The sequence below is a fragment of the Dyella sp. SYSU CM1112 genome (genome assembly GCF_058216415.1).
The window spans coordinates 516,554-541,561 of sequence record NZ_JBZEGI010000001.1 but is presented as its reverse complement, the minus strand read 5'-3'; the positions used below and the strand labels follow the sequence as shown (position 1 = coordinate 541,561).

Annotated in this window: 21 protein-coding genes and 8 tRNA genes; 7 read left to right on the top strand and 22 right to left on the bottom strand. The window is 56.5% G+C overall.

The features are described from left to right. A complete protein-coding gene (locus AC4HNJ_RS02705) occupies nucleotides 1–603 on the bottom strand; it encodes a methyltransferase domain-containing protein (protein WP_490478092.1) in 603 nt (200 codons plus the stop codon). 277 nt (nucleotides 604–880) lie between these two features. On the opposite strand from AC4HNJ_RS02705, the gene gloB reads away from it, so the two are divergent. Both gloB and AC4HNJ_RS02695 read left to right on the top strand, forming a co-directional pair. Beyond that, a complete protein-coding gene (gloB, locus tag AC4HNJ_RS02700) occupies nucleotides 881–1,645 on the top strand; it encodes a hydroxyacylglutathione hydrolase (RefSeq protein ID WP_490477965.1) in 765 nt (254 codons plus the stop codon). Between the two features lie 173 nt (nucleotides 1,646–1,818). Next, nucleotides 1,819–2,871 carry a LysM peptidoglycan-binding domain-containing protein gene (locus AC4HNJ_RS02695; protein WP_490477964.1) on the top strand — a complete coding sequence of 351 codons (1,053 nt, stop codon included), beginning with the start codon at nucleotides 1,819–1,821 and terminating at the stop codon, nucleotides 2,869–2,871. 173 nt (nucleotides 2,872–3,044) lie between these two features. On the opposite strand, the gene AC4HNJ_RS02690 is transcribed toward AC4HNJ_RS02695, so the two are convergent. The 17 genes from AC4HNJ_RS02690 to AC4HNJ_RS02610 form a co-directional block, all read right to left on the bottom strand. After that, nucleotides 3,045–4,949, bottom strand: coding sequence for a SurA N-terminal domain-containing protein (locus AC4HNJ_RS02690; protein WP_490477963.1), 1,905 nt, complete (start codon nucleotides 4,947–4,949; stop codon nucleotides 3,045–3,047). 85 nt (nucleotides 4,950–5,034) lie between these two features. Beyond that, a tRNA-Asp gene (locus tag AC4HNJ_RS02685) sits at nucleotides 5,035–5,111 on the bottom strand. A gap of 6 nt (nucleotides 5,112–5,117) precedes the next feature. After that, a tRNA-Val gene (locus tag AC4HNJ_RS02680) sits at nucleotides 5,118–5,192 on the bottom strand. Nucleotides 5,193–5,209: 17 nt separating this feature from the next. Further along, entirely contained in the window at nucleotides 5,210–5,482 is a 273-nt protein-coding gene (locus AC4HNJ_RS02675) for an HU family DNA-binding protein (RefSeq protein ID WP_490477962.1), read from the bottom strand. Nucleotides 5,483–5,806: 324 nt separating this feature from the next. Then, nucleotides 5,807–8,326: an endopeptidase La gene (gene lon / locus AC4HNJ_RS02670; protein WP_490477961.1), complete on the bottom strand. Its 2,520-nt coding sequence runs from the start codon at nucleotides 8,324–8,326 to the stop codon at nucleotides 5,807–5,809. A gap of 172 nt (nucleotides 8,327–8,498) precedes the next feature. Next, nucleotides 8,499–9,803: an ATP-dependent Clp protease ATP-binding subunit ClpX gene (gene clpX / locus AC4HNJ_RS02665; protein ID WP_490477960.1), complete on the bottom strand. Its 1,305-nt coding sequence runs from the start codon at nucleotides 9,801–9,803 to the stop codon at nucleotides 8,499–8,501. Between the two features lie 105 nt (nucleotides 9,804–9,908). After that, nucleotides 9,909–10,538: an ATP-dependent Clp endopeptidase proteolytic subunit ClpP gene (gene clpP, locus AC4HNJ_RS02660; RefSeq protein ID WP_490477959.1), complete on the bottom strand. Its 630-nt coding sequence runs from the start codon at nucleotides 10,536–10,538 to the stop codon at nucleotides 9,909–9,911. A 185-nt stretch (nucleotides 10,539–10,723) separates the two neighbouring features. Continuing rightward, nucleotides 10,724–12,016 (bottom strand): trigger factor, encoded by a 1,293-nt coding sequence (gene tig / locus AC4HNJ_RS02655; protein WP_490477958.1) that lies wholly within the window; start codon nucleotides 12,014–12,016, stop codon nucleotides 10,724–10,726. An 83-nt stretch (nucleotides 12,017–12,099) separates the two neighbouring features. Continuing rightward, nucleotides 12,100–12,185: transfer RNA gene (locus tag AC4HNJ_RS02650), tRNA-Leu, on the bottom strand. Between the two features lie 238 nt (nucleotides 12,186–12,423). Further along, nucleotides 12,424–12,499 (bottom strand) — tRNA-Lys (locus tag AC4HNJ_RS02645). Between the two features lie 15 nt (nucleotides 12,500–12,514). Then, nucleotides 12,515–12,591 (bottom strand) — tRNA-His (locus AC4HNJ_RS02640). 13 nt (nucleotides 12,592–12,604) lie between these two features. After that, nucleotides 12,605–12,681 (bottom strand) — tRNA-Arg (locus tag AC4HNJ_RS02635). Between the two features lie 23 nt (nucleotides 12,682–12,704). Continuing rightward, a tRNA-Pro gene (locus AC4HNJ_RS02630) sits at nucleotides 12,705–12,781 on the bottom strand. A 176-nt stretch (nucleotides 12,782–12,957) separates the two neighbouring features. Then, nucleotides 12,958–13,034 (bottom strand) — tRNA-Arg (locus tag AC4HNJ_RS02625). Nucleotides 13,035–13,206: 172 nt separating this feature from the next. Continuing rightward, a complete protein-coding gene (locus AC4HNJ_RS02620; RefSeq protein WP_490477957.1) occupies nucleotides 13,207–14,010 on the bottom strand; it encodes an amidohydrolase in 804 nt (267 codons plus the stop codon). After that, nucleotides 13,998–15,143, bottom strand: a complete 1,146-nt coding sequence (locus AC4HNJ_RS02615; protein ID WP_490477956.1) for a pyridoxal phosphate-dependent aminotransferase — start codon at nucleotides 15,141–15,143, stop codon at nucleotides 13,998–14,000. The genes AC4HNJ_RS02620 and AC4HNJ_RS02615 overlap by 13 nt, the downstream gene beginning before the upstream one ends. 52 nt (nucleotides 15,144–15,195) lie before the next feature. After that, the gene (locus tag AC4HNJ_RS02610; protein WP_490477955.1) at nucleotides 15,196–16,173 is read right to left on the bottom strand and encodes a LysR substrate-binding domain-containing protein; all 978 of its coding nucleotides are present in this window, start codon (nucleotides 16,171–16,173) and stop codon (nucleotides 15,196–15,198) included. 114 nt (nucleotides 16,174–16,287) lie between these two features. On the opposite strand from AC4HNJ_RS02610, the gene AC4HNJ_RS02605 reads away from it, so the two are divergent. Then, nucleotides 16,288–16,869 carry an FMN-dependent NADH-azoreductase gene (locus AC4HNJ_RS02605; protein ID WP_490477954.1) on the top strand — a complete coding sequence of 194 codons (582 nt, stop codon included), beginning with the start codon at nucleotides 16,288–16,290 and terminating at the stop codon, nucleotides 16,867–16,869. 66 nt (nucleotides 16,870–16,935) lie between these two features. Here the strand turns inward: AC4HNJ_RS02605 and zipA are convergent, their stop codons facing one another. From zipA to AC4HNJ_RS02585, 4 genes are all read right to left on the bottom strand, one after another. Next, nucleotides 16,936–17,952, bottom strand: coding sequence for a cell division protein ZipA (gene zipA / locus AC4HNJ_RS02600; RefSeq protein ID WP_490477953.1), 1,017 nt, complete (start codon nucleotides 17,950–17,952; stop codon nucleotides 16,936–16,938). A 12-nt stretch (nucleotides 17,953–17,964) separates the two neighbouring features. Beyond that, nucleotides 17,965–21,474 (bottom strand): chromosome segregation protein SMC, encoded by a 3,510-nt coding sequence (gene smc / locus AC4HNJ_RS02595; RefSeq protein ID WP_490477952.1) that lies wholly within the window; start codon nucleotides 21,472–21,474, stop codon nucleotides 17,965–17,967. A 127-nt stretch (nucleotides 21,475–21,601) separates the two neighbouring features. Continuing rightward, nucleotides 21,602–21,862 (bottom strand): BolA family protein, encoded by a 261-nt coding sequence (locus tag AC4HNJ_RS02590; protein WP_490477951.1) that lies wholly within the window; start codon nucleotides 21,860–21,862, stop codon nucleotides 21,602–21,604. Further along, the gene (locus AC4HNJ_RS02585; protein WP_490477950.1) at nucleotides 21,859–22,161 is read right to left on the bottom strand and encodes a YciI family protein; all 303 of its coding nucleotides are present in this window, start codon (nucleotides 22,159–22,161) and stop codon (nucleotides 21,859–21,861) included. Before AC4HNJ_RS02585 ends, AC4HNJ_RS02590 begins: the two co-directional genes overlap by 4 nt. Nucleotides 22,162–22,446: 285 nt before the next feature. Between AC4HNJ_RS02585 and AC4HNJ_RS02580 the strand changes: the two genes are divergently transcribed. The 4 genes from AC4HNJ_RS02580 to AC4HNJ_RS02565 are packed head-to-tail and all read left to right on the top strand — an operon-like array spanning nucleotide 22,447 to nucleotide 24,962. After that, entirely contained in the window at nucleotides 22,447–22,767 is a 321-nt protein-coding gene (locus AC4HNJ_RS02580) for a hypothetical protein (RefSeq protein WP_490477949.1), read from the top strand. Nucleotides 22,768–22,771: 4 nt separating this feature from the next. Next, on the top strand, nucleotides 22,772–23,146 hold the full coding sequence (locus AC4HNJ_RS02575) for a GntR family transcriptional regulator (protein WP_490477948.1): 375 nt from the start codon (nucleotides 22,772–22,774) through the stop codon (nucleotides 23,144–23,146). Further along, entirely contained in the window at nucleotides 23,143–24,000 is an 858-nt protein-coding gene (locus AC4HNJ_RS02570) for an ABC transporter ATP-binding protein (RefSeq protein WP_490477947.1), read from the top strand. The genes AC4HNJ_RS02575 and AC4HNJ_RS02570 overlap by 4 nt, the downstream gene beginning before the upstream one ends. Next, entirely contained in the window at nucleotides 23,997–24,962 is a 966-nt protein-coding gene (locus AC4HNJ_RS02565; RefSeq protein ID WP_490477946.1) for an ABC-2 transporter permease, read from the top strand. The genes AC4HNJ_RS02570 and AC4HNJ_RS02565 overlap by 4 nt, the downstream gene beginning before the upstream one ends. Nucleotides 24,963–25,008: the final 46 nt, after the last annotated feature.

The following is a 25,008-nucleotide window of genomic DNA, read 5'->3' as shown; positions in this document are numbered from 1 at the left end:
TCAACTGACGGAGTTGCGACGTGCTCCTGGCGCAAGCCCCCCTCTTACGGGCGCTGTCACAGGTTTAGACCGCAAACGTGTTGGCGCGATCATGGCCCCCTTCTTGCGAGCGACCAGTACGTAACCTCCACCAAGCCATCCCGATGAGCGTCCTTGCGCAGCCGACGACAGAGGCAAAAGTCGCCCAACATGCTGCACACGCTCCACCTGAAGGTCCGCGCGCCGTAAATGCGCTACAAGCTGAATGGGTGACTTAGCACGCACATCGCTGCCGCGAGTCTGCCATAACCACCATGGCGTCCATCCGCTCAATGGATTGATACCCGTCAGCACCAACAAGCCACTTGGCGCGAGCACACGGACAAATTCATCCAGCGTAAGCGGAGCGGACTCTAAGGCATGGCGCAGCAGAACAAGATCAAATACCTGATCCAGAAATGGCAGCGGCTCATCTGCGCTTGCGCATATATCACCCTGAAAGCGTCCTTGCGCCAGTCGCAAGTTGACCCACTGCCCTAAATAAGGGGAATTAGGGGGCTCGTCATGGGTGGCTGCAGAAAGCAAAAGAGCCCTTGTTCCCGCACAACGACGTACATCAGGCATATAAGCCTCTGTCTCGTCAGCCAGCAGACCACGCATGGGCGCACTTGCATAAATATCTTGGGCGCGCTGTTGCATCGATCCGAGGCCTGTCGCGGGGCGTATTACGCAAGTTTACTGGTTGGCTTCACAAAGACGAACCAGTACGCAATCACTTTCGAACAATATTTCGATTAACGCATATCTAACGATCTGGCCGCGATTGAGCCTTATAGTCGGTGGTCTCGCGCATGCCGGATGCCTGCGCCAGTCGATACGAATAAACAGAGCGGAGATCGCCTTGCACGTCGTACCGTTACCGGCGCTAGCCGACAACTACATTTGGTTGCTCTACGACGATGATGGTCAAGCTGTCGTGGTCGATCCCGGCGAGGCGGCCCCCGTCGAGGTTGCGCTGCGTGAACGCCATCTGACGTTGCGCGCGATCCTGCTGACTCATCATCATCACGATCACATTGGTGGCACGGCTCAGTTGCATGCGAGGTATCGTGTTCCGGTATATGCCCCCGACGATGAGCGCATTACTGTCGCCACCCATCGTGTTAAAGACGGTGATGTAGCCGCATTACCGGCGCCTTTGGCGCGCTTTGAGGTGATTTCCGTACCGGGACATACGCTCAGTCACATCATTTATGTCGGCGAAGGCGTTCTACTGTGCGGCGATACATTGTTTAGCTTAGGTTGCGGCCGTCTGTTCGAAGGCACACCGGCGCAAATGCTGTTTTCCCTGCAGCGCATCGCTTCACTGCCAGGTGACACTCTAGTGTGCTGCGGTCATGAATACACGGCGGCGAATGGGCAATTTGCACTCTCCGTAGAACCGGAGAATACGGCGCTGAAACACCGTTTGGCGGAAGTTGCAAAGCTGCGTGCTGAGCAGCGCCCCAGTGTGCCTGCGTTGCTATCCAATGAACTTGCCTGCAATCCCTTCTTGCGTGTCGATAGCAACAGCGTGATTCGCTGGTGCGAACAACACGGAGCCGCCAGTGATTCGGTTGCCCGTTTTGCCACGCTGCGTTCGGCCAAAGATACGTTCCGGGCATGAAAGCCGCGAAACGACTTTTACCGGTTGTGCTCGCTTCTTTGTTGGCAGCGTGCGCAACGCCATCTGCGATCAGGTCAACGCATGCACCCTCCGTTTCGCCCTCGACCCCGCCGCCAGTTGCTGCACCGCCGACACCCGCAGAGATCACCACGCCTTCAGCGCCACTCCCCGACATGGCAACGGTATGGGATAAGCTGCGTAGCAGTTTCGCCATGGCCGACTGCGATGCGGATCCACAAATCATGGCCTGGGCACACCGCTATACGCAAAATCCCAAGCGTTTTGAAGCACAAATGGATGGCGCGCTATCTCAACTCGTCTATGTGCAGCAAATCGCCCAAAAATACGACGTAGCGGGTGAATTCGTTCTATTGCCTTGGGTAGAAAGCGAGTATCGGCCCGTACCCGGACATCGAAATCTACCAGCCGGTATGTGGCAACTCGTGCAAAGTACGGCTCGCGTCATCGGTCTCCATGTGAGTCGAAACTATGATGCTCGCCTGGACACCTCTGCTTCGACCGATGGTGTCATGCGCATGCTGAAGGATTATTACAATCAGCTACACGATTGGCGTCTTGTCGATTATGCATTCAACCACGGCGAATATGGCGTTCAACGACTCGTTCAACAGCACGGATTACCACCCGATGAGCCGGTGATTCCAAGACTGCCGGTGCCGCGTGTGACACGCGAACATCTGACGAAGCTATTGGCCATTTCTTGCGTAGTGCGTAACCCTTCACGCTTCAATGTCGAACTGCCGACGCTTCCCGCTGATCAGCATCTAGAAACAGTTGAGGTACAGCATGGGACCTCGCTGTCCAACGCCGCCGATCGCGCTGGCATGGATATGGAAGCTTTGCGTCATCTCAATCCCGCCCTTAAAGGCGATTATCTGGGGGATAACGCGCCTGGCACACTGCTTATGCCTCATCGCAACGCTGAGCAACTCCGCAATGCAGTGGAGATCGCCAACGCACAGGACATGACGGCAAGTGCCTCGATCTCCAATGACCCACCGGTTCCACTGGTCTACGCCACTAGCACCGATTCATCTGAGCCCACTTCAAAGCATGTCAGGGCGCATGTGGTGCGTCCCGGCGAAAGCTTGTGGCAAATTGCACGACACTACTCGGTAAGCGTCCACACGCTGGAGCGTCTCAACCATCTGCGTGGCAAGACGCTGAAACCAGGGCAGGTATTGAAGCTTGACTCACCACACTAGATCATGCGGATGCATTTTCTATGCCCGCACCAGAGTCAGGTATTAATAGTGAAATTGCCCATAGGATTGCTGGGCACCACAATCTTTGAGACGAAGGCGAGCCATTTGATAAAAAAGGGCGACTCGCCGAGCCGCCCTTGATGCAATGCGAGAAACATTGGCATCGCCAGGACTTACATGCGGTCCTTGGCAATTTCAATCTTCGTATGGGCCTTCAGCATGTCCACAAAGCCCTGAGTTTCCACGCTACCGTAGGCCTGCATCATCTGGCGATAAAGCTGCAGGCGATCGTCAGCCGTCATCTTGGAAAGATCGCCCCCCTCCACCTTGTCGACGGCGAGCACCGCATACATGCCATGGTCAAGCGAAACGTCAGCGTACTCGGGCTTACTATCCACCGGATGCGGCGTCACAAAAGCCTGGGTCAGGATGGGTTGCGGTACCCCTTGCTGCACACGTTGCACTTGGTTGGCCGTCTGCAAATCCGCATGTTCGGCCTTGGCAATCGTTGCCATATCCTCGCCCTTGGCAAGGCGCTGTACCAGTAAATCAGCCTTTTGGCGGGCCGCATCAGCAATTCGTTGATCAAGAATTTTCTGAACAATGGCGTCATGCACTTCCGCAATCGGGCGTGACGACGCCGGGACATGTTTGCTTACACGAATAACGACTGCATCGTCTTTGCCAAGCTCGATCAAATTGGAATTATTGCCCGATGCAAGCACATCACTCGAAAAAGCTGCGGCAATGACTTTGGGGTTGGCAGCAATGCCTTGACCACCCTCTCGACTGAACAACGGCGTTTGCTTGATCTGAAGCTGCAATGCCTGCGCGGCGGGTTCAAGCGAGCCAGGGTTCTGCGACGTCAGATCGGTCATCTTGCCTGCGGATTCGTTGTAGGCACGATCACGATCGCCTGCCATGGCTTCTAGCAGAAGCTGGTCACGCACTTGTTCGAAGGGTTTGGTCTGCCCGCTGCGAATATCGCGCAGGTAGATGATGTGATAACCCTCATCAGATAACACAGGCTTGGAAATCTGGCCCTTTTGCAACGAGAACATCGCTGCGTCGAACGCAGGATTCGTCACACCTTTCTGCAGCCAGCCAAGGTCACCACCCTGCAATTTCGAGCCGAGATCGTCCGAATACTGTTGTGCCAGCTTGGCAAAATTACTCGGCGTCGCCTCGGCCGCGATCTTGTTAGCTTTATCCAGCGCTGCCTTTTGTTGGGCCGGTGTCGCATTCTTCGGCACATTGATCAGGATATGCGACACCTCACGTTCTTCAGGCAGACCGAAATGGGAGAGCTCAGCTTGATAACGCTTTTTGAGTTCTTCATCTGTCGGCTGCGTTTCCGACTTGAGATCAGACCCATTCACTTCGATGTATTTCAGCGACACCTGTTCCGGATTCATAAAATCCGCTTGATGCGCTTTGTAGTAATCCTGTACCTGCGCGTCCGTTACCTGGCTATCGGTTGGAGCAGGCCGCGGCAAGACAAAATAACGGATGTCTCTGCGCTGCAGCTTGATGTCCAGATAGTGGTCGACGTCGACATGGGTAATGATGGTGCTGCCGCTGATTGCATCCGGTAGCAGACTGCTTTGCAAAGACGTGCGTACGCTGCCCTGATACATGTCGGGAGTCATGCCGGCGGCGGCCAGTTGAGCACGATACATGTTCGCATCGAACTCGCCGTCAACCTGGAACGCCGGATTGGCGGCGATGGTGTCACGCAGTGCTTGGTCGGACACGCGCATGCCGAGATCTGCGTTAGCCTGCAACAGAAGTTGCTGATCGATCAATCCATCAAGCACCTGCTGCTTGAATTCGGGCTTATCAAAGACCGTCGGATCGAACTGATCGCCCAGCTGCGCTCGCTGCTGCTGACGAATGCGATTCATGGCATCTTGGTACTGCTGCTGGCTCACTTCACGCTTGCCGACCTTCGCCACGAAGGTTTCGGCTTGAGAGCTGAAATAGCCTTCAATGCCAAAGAAAGACATGGCAAACACAGCGATGCCCAGGACAAGAATGGCCGGCCATCCGTGCATTTTGTCGCGCAGTGATTGCAGCATGGAATCTTCTTCCCGCGATGATGTTGGCGCGTTTCCGCGCATGACCTAAACAACAAAGGCGCCACGGGGGCGCCCTTGCATACCGTGGCGGAGCGGACGGGACTCGAACCCGCGACCTCCGGCGTGACAGGCCAGCATTCTAACCGACTGAACTACCGCTCCACGTTCTGGTGGGTGCTGTAGGGATCGAACCTACGACCCTCGCCTTGTAAGGGCGACGCTCTACCGCTGAGCTAAGCACCCGCACCCCATTGGGCCGCTTAGTTTAAGGCGTCCTTCAACGACTTGCCAGCCTTGAACGCAGGGACCTTGGAGGCGGCGATCTTGATCTCCTCGTTCGTACGGGGATTACGACCGGTGCGGGCAGCGCGGCTGCGTACGGTGAAGGTACCGAAGCCGACGACCGAAACATCGTCGCCATTCTTCAGCGCCTTCTGTACGGTCTCGAAGAACGCTTCGAGCGCACGGCCTGCGTCAGCCTTGGTCAGTTCGGCTTGTTCCGCGACGGCATTGATCAGATCGGTTTTATTCATTGAGTTACTCCCTTAAACAGGTATTCGGCCCGCGAACGAGATTGGGACGGGCAACGAGGGGAAAGATCATCGATTCAGGAAGGGCGCTGACGCGCCATCCCGCATCGCTGTGCATTCTGCTGAAGCTTCAGGATAGCGGTGAGCCTTTATACCAGCGCCCCAGGGGGTCCGCAATACGAGTACTAGCAACGCATTGCGCGGATTCAGCAGCGTACAGCCACTGAGGTGAAATCCATCACGAACACGGTTTGCAACAATATTGCACAACCGAAACGGGCGACACATTTCAAGTGTCGCCCGTTATCCGCAAGTATCACTGATCAATCAATGCGTGCGTGCAGGAGCTTCAGCACCATCGTCATGCGAGGACGTCGTTGTCTCGCTTGTCGTCGCAGCAGCATTCTCAGCCCCTTCCTTAGCCGGCAATGGCTGCAGAGGGCGCTCCAGCGCGATATCAAGTACTTCATCTATCCAGCGCACCGGATGAATATCCAGCGAGCTGGTGATATTTTCCGGGATATCCGCTAGGTCTTTGCGGTTCTCGTCCGGAATGATGACAGTGGTAATACCACCGCGATGGGCAGCAAGCAATTTTTCTTTCAAGCCCCCAATAGGAAGTACACGACCCCGCAGGGTGATCTCGCCTGTCATGGCCACTTCGGAACGAACCGGGACTTTGGTCAGCGCTGAGACCAGTGCCGTACACATGGCAATACCTGCACTCGGTCCATCCTTCGGTGTAGCACCTTCGGGTACATGGATGTGCAAGTCGTATTTTTCATGGAAATCAGGCTCGATACCCAACCGACTGGCACGTGCGCGAACTACCGACAAGGCCGCCTGGATCGACTCCTTCATGACATCACCGAGCTGGCCGGTATGCACCTGACGTCCCTTGCCGGGCACGATCGACGCCTCAATGCTGAGTAGATCACCACCGACTTGCGTCCACGCCAGTCCCGTGACCAGACCGACTTCGTTCTGTTGCTCTTTCCGACCGAAATCGAAACGACGCACGCCCAAATACTGATCAAGGTTTTCAGAGTTGACACTTACCTTGCCGAGAACTGCAGCCTTTGATTTCTTCTTCGACTCCGTTGTTTTGGCGGACGATACGCTTTTCTTGACATCACCAAGCGTCAACTGCTTCACCACCTTGCGGCAGATTTTGGAAATTTCGCGCTCAAGATTACGTACGCCTGATTCACGCGTGTAGTAACGCACGATGTCACGCAACGCTTCTTCATCTACTACAACTTCATCGGGCTTCAAACCATTCGCCTTGATCTGCTTCGGCAGCAGATACCGCTGCGCGATAGCAAGCTTTTCATCCTCGGTATAGCCAGGAATGCGAATGACTTCCATGCGATCGAGCAGAGGGCCCGGAATATTCAATGAATTTGCTGTCGCAATCCACATCACTTCCGAAAGATCAAGATCGACCTCCAGATAGTGATCGTTGAACGTGTGGTTTTGCTCGGGATCAAGCACTTCCAACAATGCCGACGAAGGGTCCCCACGAAAATCCATCGACATCTTGTCGATTTCGTCGAGTACAAAGAGCGGATTCTTGGAGCCGACCTTGTTCATGTTTTGTACGATACGACCGGGCATCGAACCGATGTAGGTGCGGCGGTGACCGCGAATTTCTGCTTCGTCCCTTACTCCTCCCAAACTCATGCGAACGAATTTGCGATTAGTTGCCTTCGCAATCGATTGCCCCAAAGAGGTCTTGCCGACGCCGGGCGGACCCACCAGGCACAAAATCGGCCCCTTCATGGTGCTGACCCGTTGCTGCACAGCCAGATATTCGAGAATTCGCTCCTTCACTTTTTCCAGGCCAAAGTGATCTGCATCGAGCACCTGTTGCGCGAGAGCGAGGTCCTTGCGGACCTTACTGCGCTTTTTCCAAGGCACGCCGATCAGCCAGTCGAGGTAATTGCGAACGACAGTCGCCTCGGCCGACATCGGCGACATCTGCCTCAGCTTCCCAAGCTCCTGCCTGGCCTTGGCAAGAACGGGCTTCGGCATACCGGATTCTTCGATCTTTTTCTGCAGCTCCTCGATTTCGTTCGGACCCTCTTCGCCTTCGCCCAGTTCCTTCTGGATCGCCTTCATCTGCTCATTGAGGTAGTACTCGCGCTGACTCTTTTCCATCTGAGACTTGACGCGACCGCGAATCCGCTTTTCCACTTGCTGGAGATCGATTTCCCCATCGACCAGGCCAATAAGCAATTCGAGGCGCTGGCCGACGTCCGCAGTCTCGAGCACCTTCTGCTTATCGGACATGCGCACCGAGAGATGGGCTGCGATGGAATCCGCCAAGCGTGAAGGATCCTCAATGCCTGATAATGTCGCGAGCACTTCCGGGGGGAGCTTGCGACTCTGTTTCACTAGCTGCTCAAACAGTGAGACAAGGGTCCGCGAGACAACATCCAACTCACGTTCTTTGACGCTGTAGACGGGTTCTATGACGCGAGACCGCGCCGTAAGCATGCCGCCATCATCGTGATATTCCTCGATGGACACGCGTGCTTGCCCTTCAACCAACACCTTCACAGTGCCGTCAGGCAACTTCAGCAACTGCAGCACGCCAGCGAGCGTACCAACTTCGTGAAGATCCTTGATTGCCGGATCGTCGATATCCGGGCTTTTCTGTGCAACCAGAAGGATCTGTCTCTCGCCTTCCATGGCGCGCTCAAGAGCGCGCATGGATTTATCCCGCCCAACAAACAGCGGAATCACCATGTGTGGATACACGACGACGTCGCGCAGCGGAAGTACTGGCAACGGATCCAAAGCAGCACCCGCCGTAGCAGGTAGAGAAGTGGCATTTTTTGCCATCGCAGGAAATTCCTCGCGAAAAATGAAGCGTTCGGCCCTGACACTGCGCCCAGGCCACTGACTCGTCAAGTGGAGGCGGCACGCCGCACACTCAAGTGCTGGCGCCATAACGAAAAAAACACGGCCCCGGGGTACTGAACACCGGGGCCGTAGATGTGAACCTATTTAGGTTTCAGGCAGCAGCGTCGCCGCTTTCGCTGCCAATCCGCTGCTGTTGTTGCTGCAAATTTCCGCGGTAGATGAGATACGGCTCGGCTTGCCCCTCAATCACCGCGTCATCCACGACAACCTTGCTGACATGTTCCAGCGAGGGGAGCTCGTACATCGTATCCAACAACACTTGTTCGAGAATGGTTCGCAAGCCACGCGCACCCGTTTTCCGTTTAAGCGCTTTGCGTGCAATCGCTTGCAACGCTTCCGGACGAAACTCCAACTCTACGCCTTCCATCTCGAACAACTTCCGGAATTGTTTGGTGACAGCGTTGCGCGGCTCGGTGAGGATCTTGACCAGCGCCGCTTCATCCAATTCGTCCAGCGTTGCCACTACAGGCAAGCGACCGACGAATTCGGGAATCAAACCAAACCGAACCAGATCCGCGGGCTCCACCTCCGCCAGCACCTTACCCAGATTCTCTGTTCGCTCCTTCGAACGCACCTCGGCTGAGAAGCCAATACCCGTCGTCTCCGAGCGCTGCTGGATGACTTTTTCCAAACCTGCGAAAGCACCACCGCAAATAAACAGGATGTTTTTGGTATCGACCTGCAGAAATTCCTGCTGAGGATGCTTACGACCACCTTGTGGCGGTACCGAAGCTAACGTGCCTTCGATCAATTTCAACAGTGCCTGCTGAACGCCCTCACCGGAAACGTCACGCGTAATCGACGGGTTTTCACTCTTACGCGAAATTTTGTCGATTTCGTCGATGTAGACGATACCCGACTGCGCCTTTTCAACGTCGTAGTCGCACTTCTGCAACAGCTTCTGGATAATATTTTCGACGTCCTCGCCCACGTAGCCGGCCTCGGTCAGCGTCGTGGCATCGGCGATGGTAAACGGCACGTTGAGGAGACGCGCTAACGTTTCGGCCAGCAGTGTTTTACCTGAGCCGGTAGGACCGATCAGCAGGATGTTGGACTTGCCCAGCTCGACATCGTCGCTACGCTGACGCGATTCCATCCGCTTGTAATGATTGTAGACGGCGACCGCCAACGCTTTCTTGGCGCGCGTCTGCCCGACCACGTACTGATCGAGGGTCTCCATGATCTCTTTGGGTTTTGGTAGCTGACTGCGCCCGGAGGCAGCCTTCTCTTCCAACTCCTCACGGATGATGTCATTGCATAGCTCTACGCACTCATCGCAGATGAACACGGACGGACCCGCGATCAGCTTGCGTACTTCGTGCTGGCTCTTACCGCAGAAGGAGCAGTAAAGAATCTTGCCGCTGTCGTTGGAACGGCCCTGCCGCTCGTCGCTCATTCGTTTGATCCTGCTGAAAAATCCCGGTACGGGTCGAGAATAGCACAGGGCCCCGAGTCCGCACCCGGACGCGGGACCCCGTTTATACATGGGAATCGGCTCAAATCAGGCCGACTTGACCGTTTCAACAGCACGACGGTCGAGAACCTCGTCGATCAAGCCATATTCCTTGGCCTGCTCCGCGCTCATGAAACGGTCACGCTCCATATCACGCTCGATCTTTTCCAGGGATTGGCCAGTATGTTGGACGTAAATATCGTTAAGACGCCGGCGCAAGTACAGGATTTCCTGGGCTTGGATCTCAATATCCGTCGCTTGTCCCCTGGCTCCGCCGGAGGGCTGGTGGATCATCACGCGTGAATTGGGAAGCGAATAACGCTTACCCTTGGCTCCGGCCATGAGCAGCAGCGATGCAGCACTGCACGCCTGACCCACGCACATGGTGCTCACGTCAGGCTTGATGAACTGCATGGTGTCATAGATGGCCAAACCCGCTGTTACGGCACCGCCGGGGCTGTTGATATAGAGATGGATGTCCTTGTCCGGATTCTCCGACTCCAAGAACAGCATCTGCGCTACCAGCAGGTTGGCCACCTGATCATTGACCTCACCCACCAGAAAGATCACTCGTTCCTTCAGCAGGCGCGAATAAATGTCATACGAACGCTCGCCGCGAGCGGTCTGCTCGACAACGATCGGCACCAGGTTAAGGTTCTGGATCGGGTCCATGGCCATACGTGTGACTCTCCGAGGGTGTGGGACTGAACAACGATTCGTACGATCAGGTCGAACTGCAAGTAGGGCAGCGCCTTCGATGAGTCACTTTAAGTGCCCTAGTCGCTGACGTCGAGCCAAACCTGACCCGGCTCGGCAGCCGAGAAAAACTCTCGCCTGCCGCTCGGGAGCCTGATCCAATCGCTTCAGGCTCCGACCGGGCGCATCACTTCATCAAAACTCAGATTTTGGGGTGTGACTTTGGCGTGCTCAGCCACCCACTCCGCCACCTGATCTTCCATGACGCGGTTTTGCAACCCGGACATCAACTGGGGATCGCCGTTGTAAAGTTCAATAACCTTCTCAGGCTCCTCATACGTCGATGCAATCGCAGCGAGCTGTTCGGCCAAGCGGGTGCGATCCAGCTTCAGCTCCTGTTTGCGGGCGATTTCACCCATCAGCAAGCCCGCAATGACACGCATACGGGCTGCGGGTACAGCTGCATCAATAAGCTGTTGGGGCGGTTGCTGACCGCGCGGCACGCTGCCCGAAGCCAGATTGCGCGCCTCCGCCTGCACCATCAGGTTAGGCACGTCCAAACCGCTATGGGCCTGAGCCAGCTTTTCAGCGACCTGTGACTTCAAACGTCCCATTAATGCAGCCTTGAGTTCGCGCTCGAGATTGGCACGTACTTCCTTACGGAAATGCTCAAGGTCACCGTTGTTGATACCGAAGAGCTCGATGAATTCGGCATTGACCTCGGGCAACCGAGGTTCCTGCACCTTCACAATGTTGAAGCTCACGCTTGCCGTCTTGCCGGCAAGCTGATCATTACGGAAATCGGAGGGGAATTCGATCTCAGTCTGATACTCCTCACCCGCCTTCCGCCCCGTCAATGCACTGTCGAGTGCCCTGAACAGAGCGCCAGAACCGATCACGCTGCCGGCACGCTCCAATCCCTCGGCCGGGAAGCGATAGTCGCCAACGACGGCGGCGTATTCGAACATCACAAAATCGCCCTCAGCGGACGCACGCTCAACTTCGTCAAAGCTTCGACGCTGTTGACGCAAAGTTTCGATCATCTTGTCGACATCAGTGTCGGAAACCTCTGCCAAAGGACGTTCGATTTCCAGGGTGGAAACATCGACATCCGGAAATTCCGGCATAACCTCGAACGTAGCGGTGTAGGCGATTTCACCGTTTTCCGGTTGACCAGTGGTATCGATGGATGGATTGGCGACTGGGCGAAGGTTTTCCTTCTCGAAAGCTTCGCGCAACGTGCTGCCGATCAGATCGGAGAGCACTTCGCCGCGCACCTGTGCACCGAAGCGCTGCTGAATTACGTTGGCGGGAACCTTGCCCGGACGAAAGCCCTTCAGGCGCACCGTACGGCTCATCTCAGCAATGCGAGCACTTACTTGCGTCTCAAAGCGCTCTGCCGGAAATCTAACCGTGAGCTTGCGCTCAAGCTTGCCGACGTTTTCAACCGAAAACTGCATGACGTCTCCTGGAATTACCTGTAATGGCCCGTAACGGCACCGCGGCGGCCCCAGCCGCCCGCTAATCAAGCCCAAGGTCCGAATGGTGCGAAAGAAGGGACTCGAACCCTTACGGGGGTTACCCGCTGGAACCTAAATCCAGTGCGTCTACCAGTTCCGCCACTTTCGCGTCGTTCGCCGGATTGCAAGCGACAGATTTGTAACGACTTTACAGCGGTTACGCCGAATCGTCGAACAGCCGTCGGGTTGCGACCCTGAATCAATGACTACCTTATGCCAAGCCCGCCATTTTAGGGGTCCCTAACCAGCCAACACAAGCACCGTATTGCCCTATCCAGCACTGTCCGGCGGCAACGACAAGCACAAAGAAAAAGGCACTTAGATCAAGTCTAAGTGCCTGTTTTAGCTGGTGGGCCGTGTAGGATTCGAACCTACGACCAATTGATTAAGAGTCAACTGCTCTACCAGCTGAGCTAACGGCCCAGAACTACATTGAATTGGGGTGGACGATGGGACTCGAACCCACGACAACCGGAATCACAATCCGGTACTCTAACCAACTGAGCTACGCCCACCGTAACCACGAACTGGCGCGCCCGACAGGAATCGAACCTGCAACCGTCGGCTTAGAAGGCCGATGCTCTATCCGGTTGAGCTACAGGCGCTTGACTAAAAGCAGAACACCTGCTGGTCGGGGCAGAGGGATTCGAACCCACGACATCCAGCTCCCAAAGCTGGCGCTCTACCAGGCTGAGCTATACCCCGTTTTTTTCGAAACCCGGTCAGCTTTCGCACTACCGAAGCCTTGAAATGCTACGGGTGACACTCTGGCCAGTCAATCCGTATCGAACACACCGGACTTTAATCTTACTATCCGGTTTTACAAGCGGTGGATTACCTGTATGCACGCGCGACATCTCAAAACGTCATGCTTGCTAATTTGGCGCGCCCGGAGAGATTCGAACTCCCGACCACCAAGTTCGTAGCCTGGTACTCTATCCAACTGAGCTACGGGCGCGTGGCTAAACCTTTCTGCCTCATGCCTGCCGAAACCGATAGGCGCCGAAGCAAGAAGCGGAATTATTCAGGTAGTCGTCGCAGCCGTCAATACTCTTTGTGAAGTTTTTTTGAAACATCCGACCACTGTTGGGATTGGCTCACTCGCATGACGATCCAGCGTGCCGCTTCACTCACTCCGTATGAAGCGTGAAATCATCCGCATCCATCCATGCAGGAAACCGCTCACGATGCGCCAACAACGGAGCAGGATCCAGCGATGCCGTAACCACCTGCTCCTGCGCGCCAAGCTCCACCAAAGGCTCGCCTATTGGATCGATCACCGCACTGTCACCCGCATAGGGGAGATCGTTGCCATCTATTCCAACCCGGTTTACACCAATGACGTAAGCAAGGTTCTCAATAGCACGCGCCCGTAGCAAAGTGCGCCAAGGCTGTCTGCGTGGCGCAGGCCAATTGGCAACGAACAGTGTCAAGTCATAGTCCATGCCACCCGTCGCAGATTCCACACGTCGATTACGAAGCCAGACCGGAAAACGAAGGTCATAGCAAACTTGCGGCAAGATGCGCCAACCTTTTAACTCAACAATAAGGCGGTCCGCACCACCACCGTAACGCGTATGTTCGCCAGCCATGCGAAATAAATGACGCTTGTCGTACTGCGCGTAGCTACCGTCCGGGCGTGCCCAAATCAATCGGTTATAGACCTTGTCGCCTTCGCGAATGGCGAGACTACCCGTGACCACGGCATTGACTTCGCCAGCCAGTCCGCGCATCCAAGCCACGCCTTCGCCATCCATGCCCTCAGCACTGACTCGCGTATCGTTGCTAAACCCCGAAAGAAAGGTTTCCGGCAATACGATCAAATCGCTTTGACCTGCTAGACACCGAACCAATGCACCATAGTATTCACGATTGGCAGGCGCATCATGCCAACGCGTAGCACCTTGCACGAGAGAAACATTTAGAGCTTGCATAGACGCGCTGCCGCAGCCTCCATCGTAGCGTCACTTTTGGCAAAACACAGACGCGCGAGACGCGCACCCGGAGCCTTCTCGTAAAACGGTGTCAACGGAATGGCAGCTACGCCACCTTCTTTGACAAGCCATTCGCAAAAGTCGAGATCGTCTACATCACGGACAGCCGCGTAATCGACCAACTGAAAATAACCGCCCGGTACATCAAGCAAATTAAAGCGGGACGACGCAAGCAAATGCCGAAAATGATCACGCTTGACTTGGTAGAAAGCCGGTAGCCCAAGGTAGTGTTCGGGCGTACTTGCCAAAAATTCCGCAAACGCAACCTGTGCCGGATGAAAAGTGCAGAAGGTGAGGTACTGATGCACCTTCCGGAATTCGGCGGAAAGATGAGGCGGAGCCACCGCGTAACCAACCTTCCAGCCGGTGCAATGATAGGTCTTGCCAAAGCTGGAGACGACGATACTACGCTCCGCCAATTCCGCATGACGCAGCACGCTTTGATGCGCAGCACCGTCATACACGATGTGCTCATAGACTTCGTCGGAAAGAACGATAACCGGCGTATCACGCAACAAATCTGCCAACGTATCCAGATCTCGCGGCGAAAGCACGGCTCCCGAAGGATTATGCGGACTATTGATAATGATCATCCGCGTCTTCGGTGTTACCGCTTCTTGCACCCGCTGCCAATCGATCGCAAAACTGGGCAAAGCCAACGGAATATGGATTGCACGAGCCCCTTGCAACTCAATGGCGGGCTCATAAGAGTCATACGCCGGATCGAACACGATTACCTCGTCTCCGGCCCGGACGATTGCCGCAATAGCAGCAAACAACGCTTCCGTTGCACCGGAAGTGATGGTGATATCACTATCCGGACTGACTTTACGTCCATAGAGCCGTTCGGTCTTGAGCGCAATTTGCTCGCGCAGCGAGAGGATTCCGATACCGGGGGCATACTGATTCAGCCCATTTTCCATTGCACGACTAAGCGCCTCGCGCAAGGCTTGCGGAGGCTCGAAGTCCGGAAAGCCTTGGCCAAGATTGACCGCTTTGTGCTGCACGGCCAGGTGACTCATCACACTAAAAATGGTTGTTCCAACTTTCGGAAGCTTTGTCTCGATGGTCATGAGCGGCAGTATGGATGGCTAAACGCAAAGACTAACATGGCTCGCTGCCAGACTACTCGGGCTTTTCCAACGCATTGAGCGGACGCTCCATGCACCTTTCGTGACTCACCCGCGTGGCCTCCGGCAGCCGCTCGGCGAGGAAATCCACCAAGGCACGCACGCCCGGCAACATGCCACGACGGCTCGGATACACGAAGTGCATGACTCCTTCCGGTACGCTCCATTCTGGCAGCAGTACCTCGAGGTCGCCGCTGGTGATAGCCGGCGCGCAGACAAACTCCGGTAGCAAGGTGACACCGATCCCACGGCGTGCCGCCTCCAACAGCATGGCGAAATCTCCGGTAATCAAGCGGGCCTGCACTTCCACACTGACATGTTCGCCGTGAGTGCCGATTAATTCCCAGATTTGAGCACCTTCATGTTCTTGCACCGATAGTGCCGGCAGACGCACCAAGTCATTGGGATGCATGGGCCGACCATGCGTCTTGAGCAAGGATGGACTGGCAACGGGCAGCACGCGCGATTGACCAAAGCTCCTTACGATCATGTTGGCGTCCGTGTCGAACTTGGTCCGTACGCGGATGGCAAGGTCATACCCTTCACCGATGAGATCGACACGCCGATTATTCGACAATACCCTCACCTGGAGCTTGGGGTACATCACCATGAACTCTGGAAGGATATGTGCAAGCACCGTCTGAGCCAGGGATATCGGGCAGCTCAGACGCACCACGCCTCGCGGCTCTGCGCGTAGCTCCTCCACCGCCTCCTGCGCTGCCCGCGCCTCTTCGAGCACGGCTCGACAGTGGCTGTAAAACCGCTCACCCACTTCGGTAACGACAAAGCGCCGTGTCGTACGCTGCAAAAGCCTTACACCGAGCCGGTCTTCCAATTGAGCAATTCGCTTGCTCAAGCGGGATTTGGGCACACCGAGCGCACGCCCAGCCGCGGAGAACCCCCCATGCTCGACCACGGCCGCGAAGAAATACAGATCGTTGAGATCCTGCATGGCACCCGGTAAAAGGGTCATCGTCGTTTCCCGTTGAGAACGATAAGTTCTGAACAATCTATCTTATCGCCGGTTCGTTCGGAATTTATCTTTAATGCCAACGTCGGCCCGCCCGACTGGCATTGAGATAACACCATGAAAGTTTTGCACCTTGACGCAAGCCCACTGGGCCAGCACTCCGTCTCGCGCGAACTAACCGCGGCCATCGTTGCCCAGTTGGCCAAAGAGCATTCGTCCGTGAATATCGCCTACCGTGACCTATCGGCAAACGCCCTGCCTCACTGGGCTCCCGTCGTCGACGCCGAAAGCGATGCGGCAAAGCTCGGCCAGGAAGTGATGGAGGAATTCCTCGCCGCCGACGTGATCGTTATAGGCGCCCCCATGTATAACTTCTCCATACCGAGCCAGCTCAAAGCCTGGATTGATCGTGTCCTGGTCGCCGGCCAGACGTTCCGCTACACAGAGAAAGGCCCCGAGGGCCTGGCGGGCAGCAAGCGCGTGATCGTCGCCTCCAGCCGTGGTGGCGTCTACAGCTCCGGACCGGCTGCCAGCATGGATTTCCAGGAAGGTTACTTGCGTACGGCACTAGGGTTCATCGGTATTACGGATGTGCAGTTCGTCCGCGCCGAGGGTCTCAACCTCAGCGCTGACCATAAAGTAAAAGCCATTGCTTCGGCCCGGAACACCATCAGCTCCCTAGCCACCAAGGCTGCCTGAAAGCAGACAGCTCCCCTTCCCCACTTACAGGGCGTCCCATTGGGACGCCTTTTTTTGACGGAGAACTCAGCGACCGAAGCGGATCTCGCCACCGTCGTGCTCGCGATCCCAGCCTCGCAATTCATCACGAATATGCGCGATACGCTGGCGTCCTAATGCGTTGCGTTCTTCGTCCAGCACCTGACCATCGAGCAACTCAGCCATGCGTTGTGCGGTAGGCAGCATGGCATCCCAGGCATCCAGGGCCGCCACTGGACCCGGGAGTGCCATGAAAAAGCTCAATCCCGACGTATGCAGCGCATCGAGCCTCGTCAGATCAAAGCTGCCCGGCTTGAGCATGTTGGCAACACTGAAGATCGGGCCCAATTCACGCCGACCGTCCACAAGGCGGTGGTAAATACCCATGTCGCCGTATTCCAGGCCGGCTTTTTCAGCCGCCACAATTAAGTCGGCCCCATTGAAATGATCTCCATCGCGAGCCACGACAAACAGGCTCACGATGCGCTCTACCGGCACCTGCGGCGGGCGTTTACCCAAATCGGAACGAGGGGGAATGCGAGGGGCAGGGGTTGGGGAGGTTGATGGCTGGGCAGCCTCGTGCACCGGAGAAGGCGCCGGTGCGGAGGAAACCGGGACTGGCTCGTGGTCAATAGGTGCCGCCTTAACTACCTCGGGCTGGGAAGGCGAGCGCAGCACCTCCACGATAGAGGCAGCATGGCCGGTAGGCTTAGGCATGTGCATGCCTGCTTGACGCTGGTCGGCAAGGGTGGCCCCCAACTTTTCCAGCTCAGCGCGCAAATTGACGTCCAGTTCGCCTTGTTGCGGTGCCGGCTCTCCAAACAAGGGATCGATCCGATGATGATCCCTTGCCTCATCGTCAAAGCCATCTCCCTCATCAACGGGGTCACCCAAGGTGGGTTCGCGTCTTTCCATATTCGGCTCAGGGGCAACGCGCCGCTTGCCCTGCTCTTTTTTCGGCTCTCCGAACAACCAGACAAGCACCAAGACGATCACCCCTACGATCAGCATCGGGACGCCGACCCACGGGTTCCATACAAGAGCCAATTCGGATGCAGGCAACATATCGTTCAGTCCTCAGGCAGCGCCGGCCAGCTTGGTCGCTTCGGCAAGGTCCACCTGCACGAGGCGCGAAACACCCGGCTCACGCATGGTAACGCCACAGAGCTGGCTGGCCGCCTCCATCGTCGCCTTGTTATGGCTGACGAAAATGAACTGCACCTTTTCGCTCATCTCTCGCACCATGTTTGAGAAGCGACCCACATTTGCCTCGTCAAGTGGCGCGTCAACCTCATCCAGGAGGCAGAACGGCGCAGGATTCAACGCAAAAATCGCGAAAACCAGCGACACTGCCGTAAGCGCCTTTTCTCCACCCGAGAGCAGGGTGATGTTGGAAACGCGCTTGCCCGGTGGCCGCGCCATGATCGATACACCGGTGCTGAGCAGATCGTCTCCGGTCAGCTCCAGATAAGCGTGACCGCCGCCAAACAAACGCGGGAACAATTCCTGGACGCCAGCATTGACACGATCGAAGGTTTCCTTGAAGCGCTGGCGTGTCTCGCGATCGATCTTCTTGATCGCGTTCTCAAGCGTTTCCATGGCACTGGTCAAATCAGCGAGCTGGTTATCCAAGTAGGTCTTGCGCTCGCTCTGCTCTGCATGCTCCTGAATCGCCGCCAAGTTGACGGGCTCCAGGCGCGCTATCTTCTGCCCAAGATCAGCCAACTGTTGACGCCATTGCGTAGCATCGACGTCTTCCGGTAATTCCGACAACAACGTTTCCAGATCCAGACCGGAGCCTGCAATCGCCTCCGCAAGCTGGTCAGCTCGCATCTGCAGTGCCTGTGCCGCCAGACGCTTCTCCGACAAGCTTTCACGCAAGCCCGACAACTCCTGCTCCAGGTTGTGTCGCTGCTGCTCAAGTTTGCGCAACGCAATATCACACTCCTCGAGCGCCCGACGTGCTTCCACCAATTGGCGATCCACCAACAGGCGCTGGTCGAGATAAGTCTGGCGCTCCGCTTCCAATTCAGCGATCGGATCCGAGCCGGCTTCCAACTGTTCGGTGATTTCAGTACGGCGCGCTTCAATCTGGCGCATCTGGCCATCCATGCGCGCCAGCGCTTGCTCCAAGGAAGTCAGAGAGGAACGTTTGGACTCCATGCTGAGCGCCAGTGCATGTGCCTGGTCGGCTGCCTCACGTGCATTCATGCGTGCCTCTTCACGCGCCTCCAGCAAGGCGCGCCGTTCGTTTTCCAGTTCGCGGCGCTGATCCTCCAGATCACCCATGTTGTTGACAGACTCATCCAGTCGCGCACGTGCATCGCGCGTCTGTGTCTGTAGTTCGTCCATCTGCTCGATCAGCGCTGACAGTTCGCCGGCGACTTTTTCAGCCCGCGCGCGCGCTGTCTCCACTTTGCCGCGATGACTCTGCAGCTGGCCGGCGAGTTCCGACTGACGCCGATGCGCATTGTAAAGCTCGCGCTGGGCATCGTCACGAGCACGTTCCGCCTCAAACTTGCTGGTACGCAGATCGTCGAGCCGGATGCCTGCCTCCTCGATTTGCCCTTCCAGCGTCTCAATTTTCTCGGTCAACGTGCGAATTTCGCGCTCTCGTGCAAGCACCCCCAGCTGATTTCCCTGACTACTACGCACGCGCGCCCAACCGGGACCGAGCCATTCACCACTGCGCGTAATCACTGATTGATACGGGGCTAGCGCAGAAAGACCTGTTAGACGGTGATGCGCTTCATGGATGTCCTCTGCCGTAAGTACATGGCCGAGGATGGCCATGGCGGAAGCTGGCCCGCGAACATGAGCAGCAAGGGTGCCCGCGGCTGCAGAGCCGCCTTCGGTTGCATCAAGCAGTGCGAGATCGGCGTCACTCAGTGCGGAAAACTCTTTTGCCAGATCGTGCGCGCTATCGACCAAGACGCTGTCGATAAAACCCGACAGCACGGTCTCAACCGCTGTCTCCCAACCGGCCTCAACCTGCAACATCTCGCCAAGACGACGGTTCTTATCCAAACCAAACTGTGATAACCAGCTACTGGCAGCACTTTCTTCCTGTCCAAGCGCCGCATGTTGTAGCGCTTCGAGTGAAGCAAGACGGCCGCGTGCCGTTTGTAATTGCTGGCGCGCGTCGTTGAGTGTGCTCTGTACCTGTCGTTCCTCGTCGAGTACTTTTTCATACGCCAGCTTGTGCTGGTCGAGCATGCCGCCTAGTGACTCGACACGCTCTCGCTGAGTATCGTGCTCCTGATGCAATTGCTCTGCTGCGGCATCGAGTGCCGCAACATCGGTGGCTTTCTGTTCGGTCTCCAACGCTTCCTTGCGCTTGGCAAGATCCATCGACTGACGATCGAGATAGGCCAGCTTGGTCCGCTCCACTTCAGCAGCACGACTAGCCTCGCCGGCGGTGCGGGTATAGGTATCCCAGCGCTGCTGCCAATCGGCGAGTTTGCTCTCGGTTTCGCGCTGTGCTTCGGCGGTTTCATCCTGCATTTGCTGGAATGCTTCCAGCTTCGGCTCACCCTCTGCGAGCGCCATGCGCAAGGTCTCGACCTGCTCGCGATCCGTAGAGATATGAGCAGCAAGCTCGCTGTGTTCGCGCTCGGCATCCGATTGCGCGCGCTGCAGCCGCTCGGCGGTCTCTTTGTTGTAGCGAACCTGCTGTTCGACACGTGCGATTTCAGCGCCGACCTTATACACCTCCGCTTGCACAGTGTTTAGGTGCTCACTGGCTTCCGTATGTCGTTCGCGTGCGCTTTCGATCTGTGATTCGATTTGACGTTGCTCAGCCAGTCGCTTCTCGATTTCGATTTCCGCAGTGGAAAGCCCCTGGCCCTGGCCATCGTGCTGACTCTTCAGGCCACGGTATTCCAACGCACGAAGTTCAGCTTCCTTGCGAGTTTGCTCTTCCTTGTAGGCTTTCCATCGTTCGGCGGCGCGCGCCTGGCGATTGAGATGCTCCAGCTGCTTCTCCACTTCATCCCGCACGTCCCGCACGCGATCGAGATTTTCTCGCGTTGCCTTGATGCGACTTTCGGTTTCCTTGCGGCGCTCCTTGTACTTGGAGATCCCCGCCGCCTCCTCCAGATGCATGCGCAGTTCTTCCGGATGCGCCTCGATGATTTGGCTGATCATGCCTTGTTCGATGATCGAGTAGCTGCGCGGTCCCAGGCCGGTGCCCAGGAACAGATCCGTGATATCGCGGCGGCGGCAACGCGCACCGTTCAAAAAATACGAAGACTGCCCATCGCGCGTAACCTGGCGTTTGACCGAAATTTCGGCGTACTGCCCGTATTCGCCCTGGATGGTGCCGTCCGAGTTGTCGAAGATCAGCTCAACCGTGGCCTGCCCGACCGGCTTGCGTGCGCTGGAACCGGAGAAAATCACGTCGGTGAGCGAATCACCACGCAAGCGGCTCGCCGCGCTTTCACCCATGACCCAACGGATGGCGTCGATGATATTGGACTTGCCGCAACCATTCGGCCCCACCACACCCGTCATATTGGTAGGCAGGTGCAAGGTTGTCGGGTCGACGAACGACTTGAATCCGGCGAGTTTGATCGTAGTTAGGCGCATGCAGATTCAGCAGCTTGAAAGAGGGAGACCCATCTGTGTCATGGGCGATAGGTCACTGTGCCAAACGAGGCACAGCGCCGCAATCTGTTTGGAACGAGCCCGCGACAAGAGCAAGGCCAACCAACATTCAATCGGGTGCTTTTGCGTCTATGGATAACGCATGGATACCGTCGTCCATTAATTCGCCAAGCGCAGCGTAGACTAGCCGGTGCCGTTTGATCGGCATTTGGCCCACAAATGCCGCACTGACCACACGGACGTGGAAATGCCCCTTCCCCTCGTTGGCATGGCCCACGTGCTTGTCACCTTCATCCACTACGTCGAGTTCGATCGGATCCAGCGCCGCCGTCAAGCGTCGGTGAATCTCTTCGACGATGGCTGTCGTCATGCTGGCAACACCTTGCGGAAGGGTTTCACGGAGACGCTGGCATAGACGCCGGCATCGATGTAGGGATCGGCTCCCGCCCATTGCTCAGCTTCGGCCAAGGAGGCGAACTCGGCAACGATCAGGCTGCCAGTAAACCCGGCCTGCCCTGGTTGCTCGGCATCGATAGCGGGAAATGGACCAGCCAACAACAGGCGCGCTTCTTCCTGGAGCTTCTCAAGCCGCGCCAAATGCGCTGCGCGTGCGCTCGATCTGCGCTCCAGCGATTCCGGATGATCTGTGCCGATGATGGCGTACCACATAAATTCTGCTCCCTTGGGAATTCACCATGTTAGCCGACTGCGACCGCGCATCGGAGAAGTGATCCCTGTCAGGGCCGATTGCTGACATTGCCCGCTGCCGCTCTCATTTGCAGCGGCTCATGCTCTTGCCGGCCAGCTGGATACCCTCAGCCCGTTTACACGTGTCTCAGTGGCCACTGATAGCGCGCTAGGCCGTTAGTCATACCCAACTCGCTATTGACGGCTTCTAAGATTGTGTTATAGTTCACTACAACACCGGTTCACGAGATCACCAGGAGAGCTGTCATGAAAACGCCGAACCCGATCGCCATCACCGCTGCGGTTCTGTTTACGTCGATCAGCCTGATTGCCCTGAGCCCGAATACGCCCAGGGTGCCTGCTGCCGAAATCAACGGTGCCAAGGTCATCAACCTGGCCCCTGTAGAAGTCCGCCCCACGGCCGAAGATCAACGTGCTGCCGCCATGCTGACCACGGCCAGCCTGACAATTGCCAACTTGCCCCTCGCCCGCCAAACCGAAAGCGACGCAAGCCTGCTCGGTGCACAGTTGGCCATGCCCTACTATTCGTTTGGCTCAACCAAATTTGCCAGCATCGGTAAGGAATAACTCCATGTCCATCACCTGGAACGACAGCGTCCCGATCTACCGCCAGCTTCGCGAACGCGTTGTGGCGATGATCCTGGACGGCGCCTTGAACGAGGGCGACCCGCTGCCGTCAGTACGCCAGGTGGCCGCGGATTTTCAGATCAATCCGCTCACGGTTTCCAAGGCGTACCAGGAACTGGTCGACGACCAACTTGTGGAAAAAAGGAGGGGATTGGGCATGTTCGTTACCGATGGAGCGCGCGAGGCGCTGCTCAAATCCGAACGCGAGCGCTTTCTGCGCGAAGAATGGCCAGCACTTTATGCGCGCTTGCAGCGCCTTGGGCTGGATCTCAAGTCGCTGATGCGCGAAGCGCCGCAAAACACGGAGAACCAGCCATGACCGCGGTCATTACCGCTAACGGCCTGAGCAAACGTTATAAAAACGCGATTGCCCTGGACGACGTCAGTTTTCAAATCCAGCCGGGCCGCATTGTTGGCCTGATCGGTCCGAATGGCGCAGGCAAGACAACTGCACTGAAAGCGATCCTTGGCCTGACCGATTTCCAGGGACAACTCAACGTGTTGGGCCTAGATCCACGGACTCAACGCAACCGACTGATGGAAGAAGTATGTTTCATCGCCGACGTCGCTGTGCTGCCGCGGTGGATTCGCGTACGCGAGGCCATCGATTTTATTGCCCACATTCACCCCCGCTTCCAGCGCACCAAATGCGAAGCTTTTCTTGCACGAACCAAACTCACCCCTGAACTCCGTGTAAAGCAGATGTCCAAGGGAATGATCGTGCAACTGCATCTCGCGCTGGTCATGGCCATCGATGCCAAGCTACTTGTGCTGGATGAGCCTACCCTCGGCCTAGATATCCTTTACCGCAAGCAGTTCTACCAAAACCTGCTCGAAGATTATTTCGACGAAAACAAGACGATCATTGTCACGACCCATCAGGTCGAGGAGATCGAACACATCCTTACCGACCTGATGTTTATCCGCGACGGCAAGATCGTGCTCGATACCGACATGGAAGCCATGGGCGAACGATTCGCCGAAGTCATGGTTAATGCAGACATGGCCACAGCTGCGCGCCAGCTCAATCCGCTGGACGAACGCCAGGTGTTCGGCAAAAGCATCTTCTTGTTCGACGGTGTCGATCACGCGCGGCTTCAGGCGCTTGGTGAAATCCGCCGACCCTCAGTCAGCGACCTGTTCGTCGCCACCATGAAGGGAACCTACGCATGAAAACCCTCTATTGGCTGATCAAACGCGAATTCTGGGAACACCGTGGCGGTTTTATCTGGGCGCCAATCATCACTGGCATTGTGTTTCTCGTGCTCAATATCATGGGGATTGTCAGCGGTGAAGTCCTGGGTCTGCACCATGGATTTAACTTCGGCGAGCTGGATCATCGTGACCTGGCCGAAGCCATCCATTCACTTGATCCACATCAGATAGAACAAGTGAGTGCCGGCCTGGATTTGGCCATGCTTTCATCCAGCTTCCTGATCAGCGTAGTCTTTGCCTTCGTGGTATTTTTCTATTGCCTTGGCACCCTTTACGACGACCGGCGCGATCGCAGTATCCTGTTCTGGAAATCGTTGCCGATCTCCGATACAGCCACTGTGCTTTCCAAAACAATCGCGGCAGTACTTATCGCTCCCGTCGTGGTAGTGATATGTGGCGTGCTGACCGGTATCGCGATGTTGATACTCTTCGCCCTCGCACTATCCTTCCATGGTGTCAGTGTCTGGTCGCTGCTAACGCTGGCGCATCCATTCCAAGTCATCGGCTTTCTGATCGGCAGTATTCCGCTCTACCTGCTATGGGCCCTCCCAACCGTGGGCTGGCTCATGCTGTGCTCGGCCTGGGCCAAGAGCAAGCCTTTCCTGTGGGCCGTGGTAATACCGGTTGCACTGGGTGTCATGATCAGTTGGTTCGACCTGCTCGGCTCAGCCGGATTAAAAGGCGGCTGGTATTGGCGTGAAATCGCAGCGCGCGTATTGTTCAGCGTGTTCCCGGGCGGATGGCTGCGCGATACCGCCGCAAGGCAATGGGGCAACAACCCGGAATCCATCGGCCACCTCTTCAGCCTTTCCAACTCTTACGCGGTACTGGCCTCGCCCGAGATATGGATTGGTGCGATTGCAGGTATAGCGATGCTTGCAGGCGCTGTATGGTTCCGCCGTCGGCGTGACGATAGCTGAAAGCTCGACCCCTGGCGTAGCCATCCATGATCAGAAGGGGAACACG